Source organism: Clostridium sp. (genome assembly GCF_036646415.1).
Taxonomy (GTDB): Bacteria; Bacillota; Clostridia; order Clostridiales; family Clostridiaceae; genus Clostridium_J.
Genome location: NZ_JAVXMF010000040.1, coordinates 1 through 16164 on the forward strand (window position 1 = coordinate 1; position 16164 = coordinate 16164).

Below are 16164 nucleotides of genomic sequence, written 5' to 3' on the forward strand. Positions count from 1 at the left end.
TTCAATTTATCTTTGAATTTGTTTATCATAAAGATTACCTCCCTCAGACAAGAGTACTTTGCTATTATATATTAGATCATATTTTATGTCAAATTTAGCACTCTAATCATTGAATTGACTGAACTTAATGCATATTATGCATATTAAATAATAAATAAAATGATAGCTTTATACTTTTATGATTCAGCCTTTTCTGGTTGATAAATATAAGTTGATACTATAAATATGCGTTTATACGTTCAATTATTCTATTTCTTTTTTGATAAATTTTATGGTTGGTGCCCTTATATTTTAAGTTTATTTTTTCATTATAACTCATTACCCTATATTAAACAAGCTTTCTGTGTTAAATATTGTAATTCTTTCTATTTCCTCTCTGCTCTTGCCTGTAATTAAAGCTATTTCATCCATGATGTAACTTATGTAATTTGATTGGTTTCTCTTGCCTCTAAATGGTGTTGGAGCCATGTATGGACAATCGGTTTCTACTAAAAGTTTATCTAACGGAATAGCTTTAATAACTTCTTTTATGACTTTAGAATTTTTGAATGTAACAACGCCTGTAACTCCTATATAATACCCCAACTTTACGCATTCCTTTGCAAATTCTACACTTCCCGAAAAACAATGAACAACACCATTTACATCAGGAAACTCCTTTAGTATTTCTAGCGTATCTCCATGAGCTTCTCTATCATGAATTATAACAGGCAATTTAAACGCCCTTGCTATTCTCATCTGAGCTCTAAATACTTCCTTTTGAACATTTCTTGAAGGATTCTCTTCCCAGTAATAATCAAGCCCAATCTCTCCTATGGCAACTATTTTCTTAGCCGTTGCTAACTCACATATCCTCGCCCTTACTTCTTCATTAAATTCATCTGCATTCTCTGGATGAATTCCTGCTGCTGCATATATAAAATCATGTTCCTCTGATAATTTTACTGACATCTCAAGCCCTCTTAGATCTGAACCACAATTTATTACCCCTATAACTCCATTCTCACCTATCTCTTTTAAAACAGTTTCTCTATCCTCATTAAACTTTTCATCATCATAATGTGCGTGTGAATCAAAAATCATAATATCCCTCTTTCATAAATTTTCTATGCATCCGATGTCTACCGGCTCTAATACTCCCTTTTCTATAAATGGGATTCAAAGTCACTAGGCCCGCGGACGTACCCTTGGGTATATATTATATCCCAAAATCCCTATTGTAAATAGTAATCTAAACTAAAATGTCTTATTTATTATGTTTTAAACTGTTATAATCTAACTGTAAATTAACTAATTAAAGGTGTATTATATAATACGATAAGGACGGTGAATTTTATGATTTTTGATAGTCATATACATACCTCGTTTTCTACAGATTCAACTATGAATATCTTAGATGGTATCAAGGTAGCTAGAGATCATAATATTGGATTAGTTATAACCGACCATATGGATTTAAACTACCCAACTAACGTGGGTTTTCGCTTTAACCCAAATGAATTTTTTAATGAATATGAGAAATTTAGATCTGAAGATTTACTCCTCGGTATTGAACTTGGAATGTCTGCTCAATGTGTTGAACAAAATAAAAATATTATAGACAACTATAATTTTGATCAAGTAATAGGTTCTCAACACTGTATTGGAAATGATGACGTATCTAATCCCTATCTTTATAGGAATTTATCTATGGATCAGATGATTAAAAACTATTTCGAGGAAATTGTAAATTCCTTAAATACTCATAGTTATATTGATACTTTAGGTCACATTGACTTCATTTGTAGATATGCTCCTGTTAAAGATAAGGAAATTTATTATGATAAATATTGTGATTATATAGATACTATAATAAATTCATGTATAAAAAATGATGTAGTTATGGAAATAAATACTCGAAGACTTAAAGATAGGACAGCTTTTGATAATTTAAAGAAGATTTATAGTAGATATAGGGAACTTGGTGGAAGATATGTGACCTTAGGCTCTGATTCTCATACATCTAGAGCTATCATAGGAAATTTTGACGAAGGACTTCTTCTTTGTGATTTATGTAAAGTTAAACCTATATACTTTAAAAATAGAAATCCTGAATTTTTCTAAGTATCCTCGCCTACATTTACTTTCTAAAATTGTTATTCTTACTTTTGGCATAGGCAATCCCCCCTAAATTACATATCCTTATATTATTCTTTTTAAAAAGCCACATCAAAAGATGTGGCTTTCTAAATTAAATAGAAGAAACTCCTTCTAATATGCATTCGAATGAGTAAGTTCGAAAAGCTAAATCATAGATTTGGAGTGTCGCTTAACGTACTATAGATCCCGAATCAATATCCCCTGGATTCACTACACATAACTTTGAATCATCATCAGTGGCTGCTGAAAGTATCATTCCTTGTGATAACTCGCCTCTTAAAGTTACAGGCTTCAGATTTGCTACAAGAACTACATTTTTACCTATTAAATCTTCTGGTTTACAATGCATTGCTATCCCTGAAATAACTTGACGAGTTTCTCCACCTAAATCTACAGTAAATTTTAAAAGTTTCTTAGCTTTTTTTACAGGCTCACAAGCTAAAACTTTAACTACTCTAAGATCAATTTTATCAAAATCATCTATTGTAATTTCCTCTTTTATTGGAGTTATTTCTTTCTTTTGTGCAGCTTTGTTTTGCTCCTCTGCCATTCTTTCTGCTTCCTTAACTATTTCTTCCATATCAATTCTTGGGAATATTGCAGATCCTCTATTAACCTTTGTTCCTGCTACAATTCCATCAAAACTACCTAAGCTTTCAAGCGAAACATTTTCTATATTTACTTGCTCATTAATCTTCTTACTTGTCTCCGGTAAGAATGGAGAAAGTAGAGACGATGTAAATCTTAAACTTTCACATAAATTATATAATACTGTAGCTAATCTACCCTTTTGAGTTTCATCTTTCCCAAGAACCCAAGGTGTAGTTTCATCAATATACTTGTTTGTTCTTCTAATTAATGACCAAATTTCACCTAAAGCATCTGCTACTCTTAAGTCATCCATTTTCTTTTCTACTCTCTTAGGAGTGTCTAAAGCTAATGAAATAAGCTCTTCGTCTACAACTTCCTTAACATCTGGTGCTGGTATTATACCGTCGAAATATTTATCCACCATTGTAACTGTTCTTGAAACAAGGTTTCCTAAAGTGTTTGCTAAGTCTGAGTTAATTCTCTCTGCCATTAATTCTAGAGTAATTACTCCATCATTATCAAACGGCATCTCATGAAGAACAAAGTAACGAACTGCATCAACTCCGAACTTCTCTGCTAAGTAATCTGCATATAAAACATTTCCTTTTGATTTACTCATTTTACCATCACCTTGTAAAAGCCATGGGTGACCAAATATTTGCTTTGGTAATGGAATATCTAAAGCCATTAACATAATTGGCCAATAAATAGTATGGAAACGTAAAATATCCTTCCCAATTAAGTGTAAATCAGCCGGCCAATATTTTGTATATTCTTCAGCATGACTTCCATCTAAATCATATCCTAGTCCAGTTATATAGTTTGATAGAGCATCTATCCAAACATAGACTACATGTTTATCATCAAAATCAACAGGTATACCCCATTTAAATGAAGTTCTTGATACACATAGATCTTGTAAACCTGGAAGTAAAAAGTTATTCATCATCTCATTCTTACGTGATTCTGGTTGAATAAACTCTGGATGAGTGTTAATATGCTCAATTAGTCTATTAGTATAATTACTTAACTTTAAGAAATATGCTTCTTCCTTAGCGGGTTCAACATCTCTTCCACAATCTGGACACTTTCCATCATTAAGTTGAGCTGATGTGAAGAATGATTCACAAGGTGTGCAATACATGCCTTCATAATGCCCTTTGTATATATCTCCTTGCTCATATAATTTTTTAAATATCTTCTGAACTTGTTTTTCATGATATTCATCAGTTGTTCTTACAAATTTATCATAAGATGTATTCATTAGGTCCCAGATATCTTTAATATTGCCTGCAACATTATCTACAAATTCCTGTGGTGTTATTCCAGCCTCTTGTGCTTTTAGTTCGATTTTTTGACCATGTTCATCTGTTCCTGTTTGGAACCGAACATCATATCCTGCTAATCTCTTATAACGAGCTATGCTATCTGCTAAAACAATTTCATAACTATTTCCTATGTGCGGCTTTCCAGATGTATAAGCAATGGCAGTTGTAATGTAATATGGTTTCTTTGTCATATTTTATTCCTCCTTAGAATTGTCATATTTATTATAAGGTAATTTATACTTGGTATTTGCCTTTAATTAAGCATAAAAAAAGTCTCTATGCAGAAATATTTCTACATAGAGACGTTATATACGTGTTACCACTCTATTTCGCATTTATTTCTCAATAAATGCCTCAATAAGTAACTTTATCCAAAGGACTTTTATTACTCTGTCATATATGGGTGACTTCCCTATTTCCCTAGGTATCTCTACTTTAGAAAATCTGCTCCAAGACCATATTCCTAAATTTCCTTATCGCTAGCTTTCACCTTCTCTAGCTCTCTTTAGACAATTTCCTTTAGTACTCTTCTCATCATAGCATTTATTATAATATTAATTAAATGATAATACGATAACTTACATCTGTCAATAATATTGTTCATGTAGTAGCTTTCTTTTTAACTTATATTTTTCATATATTTTTGTTTCTCTTCATAATTAACCTTATTATGCTCATTTTTAGAATTCAAATTCACTATTTTATTGTTTTTTACTATTCTTTTTATAATATATGAATTATCATTGTATTTGTAACATACTTTTTTTCTATGCACATTTTGAAATAAATGCAAAATGTAAATTTATTGGGGGTAAATAAAATATGGAATTTATCAGAAAAAATCTTTACTTGGATAAATCTACAATAAAAGACGTACTAAAGCTATCCTTACCAGCGGTAATAGAGATGCTTTTGTACACTATGATATGGACAGTTGATACTATGCTTATTGGTCAATATGGCGGAGATATTGCTGTTAGTACAGTTGGTATATCATGTGAAGTTATTTATACCTTTACTAATATTCTTGTGGCACAAAGTCTCTCTGTTGGAATAACTTCTATAGTAGCTAGAAAATATGGAGCCCGTGAACTTGATACGGCTAATGAGTATGCAACTTTAGGACTTTCTCTTGGCGCTATAGTCAGTATAGTAACAACTTTGTTTATATTTTTACTTAGTAAAAAGTTATTAGCTTTTGCTGGTGCTGAAGAAACTATTATAAATTTAGGTACAACCTATATAAACATTGTATGCATTGGTCTTCCTTTTAATATGATGTCTAGTATGCTTGCAGCTATCAATCGTTCTTATGGAAATACAAAAACACCAATGATTGTATCTATTGTAATGTTAATAGTTAATCTTTCTCTAGATATTGTATTAATATTTGGATTGTTAGGTTTCCCTGAACTTGGTATTAAGGGTGCAGCTATTGCAACTACAATATCAAATATATCTGGATTTGCTTATTCAGCAATATATACTTATAAAAAATCATTAATCAAAGTTAATTTTAAATACCTTAAAAAGTTTAATTCTATAAAACTAAAAGATGTTACCCGTCTTTCTATTCCCGCTGGTATGCAAGAAGCAGCTTACAGTCTGGCTAGACTTTTTACTAGCATGATGATTATGCATCTTGGCACAATCGCATTTGCTGCAAACCAAATAACCTTAACTCTTGAAAATATATCATTTATGCCTGGTTGGGGATTTGCTATTGCTGCAACAACTCTTGTTGGAAATAAAGTAGGAGAAGGTGATTATAAAAAAGCAAGAGAATATGGACGTGCATGTGGAATTTTAGGAATTGGTGTAATGTGTATATTTACTTTACTATTTATTATATTTCCATCACAACTTATAACAATGTTTATTGATAGTGGTAGTACAGAGGTAATCTCCCTTGGAACTGTTTGTCTTATGATAGCCGCTATTGAACAACCTATGATAGGATTATCAATGATCGTAGGTGGAGTTTTTAAAGGATATGGAGATACAAAAACTCCTTTTATTATAGCATTTATCACCTCATGGTTTATAAGACTTCCATTAGTATTCTTATTCATCTATATTTTAGGCACATCCATAACAGTATTTTGGATTATATGTCTTTTGCAATGGTCTATAGATGGAATACTTCTTTATATCTTCTATGTTAAGAAACTTAAATATATAAATAGTCATGTTTAATTAAAACATACTCAATTTTAAGACAGTATAAATTATCTCATTAACATAACCGCTAAATTTACTGCTAAAAGCACAGCACAAAAATCTACTATTAATGCTACCCATAAACTATGTCTTACTTTTTTAATTCCCACAGCTCCAAAATATACAGTTAGTGTATAAAATATAGTTTCCGTAGAACCCATGATTATTGATGATAAGAATCCTAAAAATGAATCAGGTCCATAGGTTTTAACTATATCTGTGAAGACTCCTATAGCTCCACTTCCTGATAGTGGCTTTATAAAGATTAAAGGAACAATCTCTGGAGGTATACCAACTATGTTAACTGCAGGTTTTATTAAATTTATAACATAATCTAACGCACCAGAAGCTCTAAAGCAGTTTACAGCTATAAGCATGGCTAAAAGGTATGGAAAAATCCTAACACATACATTAATTCCATCCTTTGCTCCCTCTACAAAACATTCATAAACCTTTACTTTTGCAACAATACCATATAATACAACTCCACCTATTATTATAGGAATTATTCCCTTCATGATATAATCAAATATAATTACCATACCTTACTCTCCTTCAAAAATATTTTTGTAGAAACTTACATAGCACAACCCCAAGAATAGATGCAAAAGTTGTAGTACATAGTGCTGGTAGTATTATTGCACCTGGATTCACTGAGTTAAATGCAGCCCTTATAGATACAACTGTAGTTGGTACAAACTGTATACATGCAGCATTTAAAACTAAAAATAACACCATATCATTACTAGCTACATCCTTATGACCATTTATTCTGTCCATTTCTTCCATAGCTTTTATTCCAAATGGAGTTGCTGCATTTGATAGACCAAACATATTCGCTGTCAAATTCATAACTATTGCTCCTAATGCTTTATCGTCCTTCCCAGCTTCTTTAAATATTCTTCTAAGTATGGGTCTTAATAACTTTGCAAGCTTATCTGTGAGCCCACTTCTCTCCGCGATCTTCATTACTCCACACCAAAGACACATCATCCCAAGTAATTCTATTATCAATTGCACTGTTGATGTAGTTGTTGATACTATTGTTTTTGATAAAAGTTCACCATCTCCTGTTATTAACCCAAACCCTATCCCTATAAATAAAATTCCAAACCATATTACATTTATCATATAGACGCTCCCTTACACCAAAAATAAATATATATTTCTACATAATGTATATGTCCAAACCATTTGTATTATTTTCCTTTTGTATTATTTTCCTTTTTTATATTTTATATATTTTTTGAAAGACTCATTTCTGTACATAAAAGTTGGGTTTTAGTTAAAACTAGTTTTAACTTATTTAATGAATAAACTTCTATGTTAATTAGATTTATGGTTGAATTTAAACCTTGTGAATGATAACATTTAATATATAAATTAAATTTATAAAACAAAGGAGATTTTTTATGAATGAAACTAATTTAAAACAAGCTCAAAAGGAAATTGATGAAGCACTTTCTACAATTGAAAAATTAGAAGAAAACATTAAGTGTAACTCTGTATCAGATGATATGATAAAAGAAAATTTTATTTCTCTTTCTAAAAAAGTTCAAGAAATTGAAGCAGTTCTTAAAGATGAGGGTATTCTATAACTTTAATATTATATATTAGAAGAGCATAACTTCACCCACACTTATATGGATAAAGTTATGCTCTCATATTAAAGAATTATATTATTCTACTCTTAGTTACCATCATATTGTGGCTCTGAGAAACCTCTTCCCATAACCTCTCTAACATCAGTTATTGTAATAAATGCTACCTCATCCACCGCTCTTACTAATCTTTGCAATTCAATTAATTCTTCTGTTGAGCAAACTATAAATAATATATCCTTACTTTCTCCAGTATAAACTCCCCTACCATTTATACTAGTAATACCTCTATTTAAATGCTTCATCAATTCCTCTGCTATTTCACTAGATTTATTAGAAATAATGTGTACACCTTTAGAGTAATTTACACCCTCAACCAATGTATTTACAACCTTGGATACAATAAATATAGATATTAAAGCATACATTGCTTTTTCTACTCCAAACACAAATAGCCCTACAACTATTATACTTCCGTCTATACACATCATTATTTGATTTATAGGTATTTTTTTCATAAAATGCTTAATTATAATTGCAAGTAAGTCTGATCCACCTGTTGATGCTGATGCTCTTAATACTAGTCCAACTCCAGTTCCAACAAAAAGTCCTCCGAATACACTAGCTATTAACAGATCTGATTGAACTGGTGGAATAAAACTTGTATACCAAAGTGCAACGGAAACATATATAGCTCCAAATATAGCCTTTTTTGCAAACTCCATACCCTTTATTTTTATTCCAATTATAAATAATGGTATGTTTACAATTATATTTGTTAACCACAATGGTATTTTAAATGCATATTCTAATACAATTGAAAGTCCCGAAACTCCGCCTGTAACCAAGTGCTGGGGAGAATAATACACATTTATACCTATTGCAAGTATAGTTATTCCAAACATTATCATTAAGTAATTTTTAACTTCTGTCTTATTAAGAAATTTCTTCATGTTAGCCTCCTAGTTATTTAATGTTATACTGCTTATATCTATGTTACTATTGTTTTATAGCATAGATTGTAATAGGTTGTAAATACTAATTTAAATTATCCCTTTATAGAATTAATAATTGGATATATTTTTATAACAATGTATGTATTTTCTGCCCATTATGCTAAAATTATATTATAACATAATAATAATAAGGAGTATTTATGAACAGTCATACTATTTTTCTTAACATCTTAAATTTCATATTTATATTAAATATAGCCTTCGCTATAATAGTAATAGTTTTCGAAAGAAGAAATGCTAATAGTACTTGGACTTGGTTAATGATAATGTTGTTTATACCATTTGTTGGATTTATATTATATTTATTCTTCGGTCAAGATTTGCGTAGAAAAAAATTCTTTGTTCTAAAGAAAGAGGAAGAATTGGTATTAATGAAGTTTTCAGATGACCAAAAAAAGCTAGTAAACGATAAATATATAGTAAATAAAAATCCACTATTATATGAATATCACGATGTAATTAATCTAAACTTGTCTAGTGATAATTTTGTTGTTACAAATAACAATAAAGTTGATATTCTTAATAACGGTGATGCCAAATTCCCACTTTTAATTGATTGTATAAAAAATGCAACAAAATTTATTCATATTCAATACTATATTTTTGAAGATGATAATATTGGAAATGAACTTTTAAACTTGTTGGTAACTAAAGCTAAAGAAGGTGTTGAAATAAAACTTCTGTACGATGGAATGGGTTGTATTCACAATAAAAAGAATTTTTTTAACCCTTTAAAATCTGCTGGTGGGGAAGTATCTTGTTTCTTTCCTCCATTTATCCCATATATAAACGTAAGAATAAATTATAGAAATCACCGTAAAATATGTGTTATAGATGGTGTTCATGGTTTTGTTGGTGGTCTTAATGTTGGTGACGAGTACCTTGGTCTCTCAAAAAAATTCGGTTTTTGGAGAGATATTCATCTTCATCTTCAAGGAGACTCTGTTAATTATCTAGAATTAAGATTTTTAATGGATTGGCGCTTTGCAAGCAAAAAAGACTTCTTTATGAGTGAAAAATATTTCCCTAAAAATGAATACATTGGAATGACAGCTGTCCAAATAATTTCAAGTGGCCCTGACTCTGAGTGGTGTTCCATACGTAATACCTACCTTAAGCTAATAAATAAAGCTAGGAATTCAGTATATATACAAACACCTTATTTTATACCGGATGAAAGCATACTAACAGCTCTTAAAATTTCATGTTTATCTGGGGTAGATGTTAAAATTATAATTCCTTGCAAACCAGATCATCCATTTATTTATTGGGCATCTAAATCATATATTTGGGAACTTGTAGAATGTGGAGCTAAATGTTATACATATGATAATGGATTCATCCATAGTAAACTTGTTTCTATTGATGGAAAAATGTGCACCATAGGAACTGCAAATATGGATATTCGTAGCTTCAGTCTCAACTTTGAAGTTAACGCTATTATATATGATGAAAAAACAACCTTAGATGTTGATAAAGCCTTTGAAGATGATTTATTAAAAAGTACCCTTCTTACAAAGGAACTTTACGATAAGCGACCAGTAATTATTAAATTTAAAGAGGCTATATCTAGATTGCTATCTCCTATATTGTAGCTGTAAGATTAGGCACTATTTTAAATCAGTGTTGATTATTACATTAACTTGAAACATAACCAAAAATTAAAATAAACCGTTGTATCTATAAAATGATTATAGATACAACGGTTTTATATTTATATTGTTAATGGTACATAAACCATTAAAGTTAGTAATGCATCAATCAACAAACTCAAACTAAATTTTGCTATAAATACACATTCAAATTCACGTGCGTATAAATAATATCCATAACTATAGACTATAATACTTATTAATATGCATATGATAACCCCTATATAAATAGGTGCTATAATTTGTGGAAGCATATATGCATATGTTCCATAAAACATTTTTATTATCACAAAAATCTTTGCACAAGTAGTTATTGCTGCTACAGCTATATACATAAGTTTTTTTTGTTCAACTGGAAACTTATAATCTAAAAATGTAACAATACCACTTAAAACCAATCCTACAGCTATCCAAGCAAATCCTACAATTATTATATATACAAAACTATACATTATACCTTGTATAGTATAAAAAAATGCACTTACTTTTTCGGAATTCCTTGGTAAATTATTTATAGATTTGAAGTCTTCTCTAGTAGAAGCTATGACTACATCATAAATATCTTTCTCATTAAAGCTTAAATAACTAATATAATCTTCATTTACATATGGATTTATGCATACGCCTCTTGTTCTTGTAACTGGTTCTATCTCATTAATTTTACCATCCTTTATTATTAATTCTGCTATTCCCCTACGTGATTCCTTTTTACCATATACATTGTCAAAATTTACGTAAAATTTTCCTCCGTCTTTTTCAGAATATGCACCCACACAATTAATAAGATAGTTTGAATTATTGATATAAGGCTTGTTTTCCTTTGCTTCCCCGCCCGCTATTGGAAATTCAATTAATCTACAAGAATGAAACTCACCTTTTATATGTTGTTCAAACATTATATATCCATTTTCATCATCTGAAGAAGTTGCCATTCCTTTATAATTAATTTTACTATTCTTAGCTATCGTTTGTACTAATATAGGTTCTGATGCTATGCCTTCATTGAATGTGAATGATTTAAATAATGAGTCATCTTCCATATAACATATAAGAAATCCATCCTTAGTTGTACTAGCCGAAATCATATTTACTTTTTCTGCTGGTAATGATATCGATTTACTTTCCAACGTATTTATAATTTCGATTCTGTCATCATAGCTAACAACTAAATTATTATTATCTAATTGGCAAGCAACTTCTGGTCCACGAATAGTTTCTCGCTTAATTTCATTTAAATCTTTATCTAATATTATATTTTCTAAATATCCTTCTCCACCATCTACAGAATTATACATTAATATATATCCAGCACTGCTTTTAGTCAATAACACTTTACAAACAAGGTCCTCAGTTAAGTCATATTCTTTTGTCCTTGAAACTTTTCCATGTAAATCTGTTTCACATAAATTAAGTTTATTATCATTTGCATAAGCTATAATAATTTTACTTTCTTCTTTTAAAATTACTGGAGCATTTTTTCCAAGTGCAGTTCCTAAGCTTACCTCTTTACTCCAAGTTTCAGACGGTGGCTGTATTTCTAAATTATAATTATTCATATAGCTTCCAATTAAAATTAATATAAAGGTTACTATAATAAGTGAAAATAAAACCTTACCCCTTTTTTTCATTTTCCATCCCCCTAATTTACTATTAGTGATTACTCATGCCATGCTTAACTGCTACTTTTAACATTTTAACATTAATGTACGTGGTTATTTTTCTAACTATTCAGTTAATTGCATTTACAATAATACCCCTGTAAATATAACAACACTTTACTGTAATATACTTAATGTATTTTACAGTAAAGTATCAATATTGCATTAATTTCACTTAATAGAGTGTGCACTCCTCAATTAGGAAAACTTTTTAATTTAACATTTATAAAACCCAAATCATGCTATAAGTGGTACAAATACCATTAAGCTGAGTAGTGCATCCATTAACATAAATATGCTAAATTTACCTATGAATATTCCTTCGAAATCATCTACATATACAAAATATCCATATCCATATACTATTCCCCCTATTAATAAGCAAATAGATATTCCTATAGCTATTGGTGCTATAACATTAGGTAACATAGATACATAAGTTCCATAAAACATATTAACTATTACATAAGTTTTTGCTATTATACCTACTGCAGATAATATAACGTATACAATCTTTTTCTTCTTCTCACTAAATGAATAATCAATGAAAGTAACTGCACCACCAATAACTAATACTGGTATTATCCAACGAAAACCTAGAATTATTATATATGATACACTTACCATAACACCTTCTAACATGTAAAATAATGCTGTACGCTTTTCTGTTCCCCTAGACACATTATTTTCAACCTTAAACTCTTGATTAGTTGATGCTATATTTACATTATAAACATTTTCCTCTTTGAAGCTTAAAAACCCAATGTAATCCTCATCACTATATGGATGTATACATAACTCTCTTAGTCTTGTTACAACCTCTATATTCGATGCTTGCCCATCTTTTATTACAAATGATATGATAGCTTGTTGTACTTCCTTTTTGCCAAATGCTCTACTCATAGTTGCGTAAAACTTACCACCATCTTCAGAGTACGAACCCTTTGTATTTACTATATACTTTGAATCATCAACTGAAAGTGTGCTAATTTTAGTCTCTCCTCCATCTATAGGAAATTCCATTAGCTTAGTCAACGCATACTCATTTCTCACATATTCTTCAATTAGTATATATCCATATTTACCATCTGTAGAAGATGACATATTATTATATGAAATTTTCTCCGGTTTTACTATACTTGTAACTAAAATAGGCTTTGAAGCTATACCATCTTTAAATGTAACTGCCTTAAAAAACTCATCTTTTTCTAAGTAACACACTAAAAGTCCATCTTTACTTGCGCTTGCTGTAACCATGGATAACTCTTCAACCATTACTGATGATGATTTATCCTCTAAAGTATTTACAACTTCAATCTTATCATTATAAGAAATTACTATATTGCTACTATCTATTTGATAGGTATGTTCTACCCCTTCAACAATTTTTCTATTTACTACATTTAAATCTTTATCTAAGATTATATTTTCTAAATACCCTTGTCCTGATTTTGATGAATTATACATTAAAATATATCCATCACTACTTTTAGTGAATACTACATTTTTAAGAAGTTCTTCGTTCACCTCATACTCTTCAGTTCTTAATATTTTACCATTTAAATCTGTCTCACATATTTTTAGTTTTTTTGTATCCTCGTAAGCAGTAAGTAACCTCTCTGTTTCTTTTATAATTACTGGCGAATTCTTTTGCCCTCCACTTCCTAATTGTACCTCTTTACTCCATGTTTCTGATGGTGGTTGTTTTAATAAATTATAGTTATTAAAATAACTCCCAGTAAGAATAAATATAAAAGTTATAACAACAATTAAAAGCAATGCCTGTTTCTTTTTTCTCATTTCCTTCTACCCCCATTAAGCTAACAATTACATAGAAAATTTATGCATTTTTGTCTATTATATCTATAATACCATTAGTATATAGAATATTCAAACATATACTCACTAATATTGTATAGTATTAATTAACTTCCCTTTCTCTTTCATATTTTATATTTATATTGTAAAATAGTATATATTATAATTCAAATTTACGTATATGGAAGGTATTTGTATGAAAAAACATGGTAAAGTTATTAACTTTGACAATGACAAGGTTTATGTTGTAACAGATGATAATGAGTTTGTTACTATAGAAAGAAATTCTACACCTCCGATTAAAGGTAGTACATATAGTGGTGTCCAATTTGTAGACCGCTCTAATATGATAAAAATTTTTTCAATACTCATTTTTGTATCTATTATTGTTATAACAAGTTTATACTTTATATTTTTTGCACCTAGAGCATCTATAATAATATCTTTAGGTTCTAATATTAAATTAGATATTAATAATAATAAAATAGTTAAAATTACAGATTCTAGTGGAGTTCCTTTAGATACTGATAACTTTAATTCCCTAAAAGGAAATGAGTTAAATGATGGATTATCAATTTTATTTGATACTGCACTTAATAAAGAAATAATTCCTATATGCGATGAGTATTCAAAAGGCAATATTTATGTATATATTACCAAAAGCCATAAAAAAGAACCTCTTAACTTTGATGTATTTAAAGAATACGCCTACAAATTCAATTATGAATTAATAGTAAATAGAAATGATAATGTATTAACTCCAAACTAATAGCATTAGTGTTTCTAATTTATAATTTCTAAACTTAAACTACTATTATATTAAATATTAATTTTCAGTATTTATACAATAAGACACACCCTAGCTATCATTTATCTAGGGTGTGTCTTATATACTTTTAAATCTTATTTTTTGTATACTGGTATTTCAAATTTAAGTTCAGCATTAGGACACTTGTCCAATATTTGTTTAATGTATTTTATTTGTTTATATGCCCATGGCACATCCGTAGAATATTGATGCCATGGATCATTAAATCCATGTACATTCCATCTCATCTCATATAATGTATTTTGCTGTGAACTAGTATTTATATATTGCTGAGCTATCCATGATGCTCCACCTGCTATTGCCTCTTCTGGTGTAAACCACCCTTCTTCGTAAGCTCTCTTTGACCCCGCACCTACTGGATCACTATCATATGCTCCAATCCCAAAAAAGTTATAAACAGTTCTTCCATTATGAGTAACACCCTTTGCTAATTGAGATGTTCCATGACCTGTTTCTAATATAGCATGAGCAACAAGATATGCTGGATTTATTTTTGCTACCTCTGCTGATTTTAGGAAAGCCTCTCCCTTTCCAGATAATACTCCCTCACTTGTAAGTGAAGAATTAAGCTCATTAGCAGTTATTCCATTTACATAATTTAAATTCATAAATTGATATATACCATAGCTATCATTTTTAAATCTATCTGGATCCATATACTGCTTTATATCTGTTCTCTCAGCTTTTGTATTATATCCATAGGACCTTACAAATGACGGAGCCTTAGTTACTTGCTTGTCCACAAATTCATCTAAAGTAAAATTTAATTGATAAGTGGTAAAGGATGTAGACTGTGCTGAAGATATAGTAGAAAACTCCTTTACTGTAGGCTTTTCTATAGATTTTCTCTCACTATCGTATAATCCTTCTTTTACGATTATAGTATAAGTACAACTTGTTTTATATCCACCCACAGGTGGAGATATTACTATAGCTTTATTGGAAGAATTATAACTTAATCCTACACTTACAGGCTCTCCATTTGGTGTTGTAACAACAACGTAATTGTATAATTTATTTATAATTTCTTGATGTAAGCTCTTACTTAATTTGATTGTCCACGTTTTATTTGTTTGTATATTTATTTGGTGCGATAAATCTTGTACACTAACAGCTGCCGATGCACTATTGGTGAATATTAGCGGAATTGTACATATAACAGCCGCTAAAGCCATTGTTAAAGCTCTTTTTACTAATTTTTTATTCATATTTCCCCCATATGTTTAAAATTTGCATGTATATACTGTATTGTATGGCGTTAGAGTATAATTTTAGTAGGCAAATATGACAAAAAAAAATAAGGGGGATACAA

The 16164-nt window shown here is 29.7% G+C and carries 13 protein-coding genes and 1 other annotated feature; of the genes, 5 read left to right on the forward strand and 8 right to left on the reverse strand.

The features are described from left to right. Nucleotides 1–318 precede the first annotated feature (318 nt). On the reverse strand, nucleotides 319–1083 hold the full coding sequence (locus RSD37_RS15785) for a TatD family hydrolase (RefSeq protein ID WP_346947693.1): 765 nt from the start codon (nucleotides 1081–1083) through the stop codon (nucleotides 319–321). Nucleotides 1084–1335: 252 nt separating this feature from the next. Between RSD37_RS15785 and RSD37_RS15790 the strand changes: the two genes are divergently transcribed. Beyond that, complete coding sequence (locus RSD37_RS15790; protein ID WP_346947694.1) at nucleotides 1336–2103, forward strand: histidinol-phosphatase HisJ family protein; 768 nt, start codon at nucleotides 1336–1338, stop codon at nucleotides 2101–2103. Nucleotides 2104–2308: 205 nt separating this feature from the next. On the opposite strand, the gene metG is transcribed toward RSD37_RS15790, so the two are convergent. Beyond that, nucleotides 2309–4249, reverse strand: coding sequence for a methionine--tRNA ligase (metG, locus tag RSD37_RS15795; RefSeq protein ID WP_346947695.1), 1941 nt, complete (start codon nucleotides 4247–4249; stop codon nucleotides 2309–2311). Between the two features lie 104 nt (nucleotides 4250–4353). Next, nucleotides 4354–4605, reverse strand: a binding site (T-box leader). A gap of 275 nt (nucleotides 4606–4880) precedes the next feature. Here metG and RSD37_RS15800 point away from each other — a divergent pair. Further along, nucleotides 4881–6254, forward strand: coding sequence for an MATE family efflux transporter (locus RSD37_RS15800; protein WP_346947696.1), 1374 nt, complete (start codon nucleotides 4881–4883; stop codon nucleotides 6252–6254). Between the two features lie 32 nt (nucleotides 6255–6286). Here the strand turns inward: RSD37_RS15800 and RSD37_RS15805 are convergent, their stop codons facing one another. Together RSD37_RS15805 and RSD37_RS15810 are read right to left on the reverse strand one after the other, a co-directional pair. Next, on the reverse strand, nucleotides 6287–6820 hold the full coding sequence (locus RSD37_RS15805; protein WP_346947697.1) for a spore maturation protein: 534 nt from the start codon (nucleotides 6818–6820) through the stop codon (nucleotides 6287–6289). Between the two features lie 13 nt (nucleotides 6821–6833). Beyond that, nucleotides 6834–7409 (reverse strand): nucleoside recognition domain-containing protein, encoded by a 576-nt coding sequence (locus RSD37_RS15810; RefSeq protein WP_346947698.1) that lies wholly within the window; start codon nucleotides 7407–7409, stop codon nucleotides 6834–6836. A gap of 281 nt (nucleotides 7410–7690) precedes the next feature. Between RSD37_RS15810 and RSD37_RS15815 the strand changes: the two genes are divergently transcribed. After that, nucleotides 7691–7876: a hypothetical protein gene (locus RSD37_RS15815; protein WP_346947699.1), complete on the forward strand. Its 186-nt coding sequence runs from the start codon at nucleotides 7691–7693 to the stop codon at nucleotides 7874–7876. A gap of 92 nt (nucleotides 7877–7968) precedes the next feature. On the opposite strand, the gene RSD37_RS15820 is transcribed toward RSD37_RS15815, so the two are convergent. Beyond that, a complete protein-coding gene (locus RSD37_RS15820) occupies nucleotides 7969–8832 on the reverse strand; it encodes a YitT family protein (protein ID WP_346947700.1) in 864 nt (287 codons plus the stop codon). A 203-nt stretch (nucleotides 8833–9035) separates the two neighbouring features. Between RSD37_RS15820 and cls the strand changes: the two genes are divergently transcribed. Then, entirely contained in the window at nucleotides 9036–10490 is a 1455-nt protein-coding gene (cls, locus tag RSD37_RS15825; RefSeq protein ID WP_346947701.1) for a cardiolipin synthase, read from the forward strand. 119 nt (nucleotides 10491–10609) lie between these two features. Here the strand turns inward: cls and RSD37_RS15830 are convergent, their stop codons facing one another. Beyond that, complete coding sequence (locus tag RSD37_RS15830) at nucleotides 10610–12175, reverse strand: hypothetical protein (RefSeq protein ID WP_346947702.1); 1566 nt, start codon at nucleotides 12173–12175, stop codon at nucleotides 10610–10612. Between the two features lie 267 nt (nucleotides 12176–12442). Next, on the reverse strand, nucleotides 12443–14005 hold the full coding sequence (locus RSD37_RS15835; RefSeq protein ID WP_346947703.1) for a hypothetical protein: 1563 nt from the start codon (nucleotides 14003–14005) through the stop codon (nucleotides 12443–12445). Between the two features lie 214 nt (nucleotides 14006–14219). Between RSD37_RS15835 and RSD37_RS15840 the strand changes: the two genes are divergently transcribed. Then, nucleotides 14220–14792 (forward strand): hypothetical protein, encoded by a 573-nt coding sequence (locus tag RSD37_RS15840; protein WP_346947704.1) that lies wholly within the window; start codon nucleotides 14220–14222, stop codon nucleotides 14790–14792. 134 nt (nucleotides 14793–14926) lie between these two features. Here RSD37_RS15840 and RSD37_RS15845 read toward each other — a convergent pair whose 3' ends face one another. After that, nucleotides 14927–16060 (reverse strand): N-acetylglucosaminidase, encoded by a 1134-nt coding sequence (locus RSD37_RS15845; protein ID WP_346947705.1) that lies wholly within the window; start codon nucleotides 16058–16060, stop codon nucleotides 14927–14929. Nucleotides 16061–16164 lie beyond the last annotated feature (104 nt).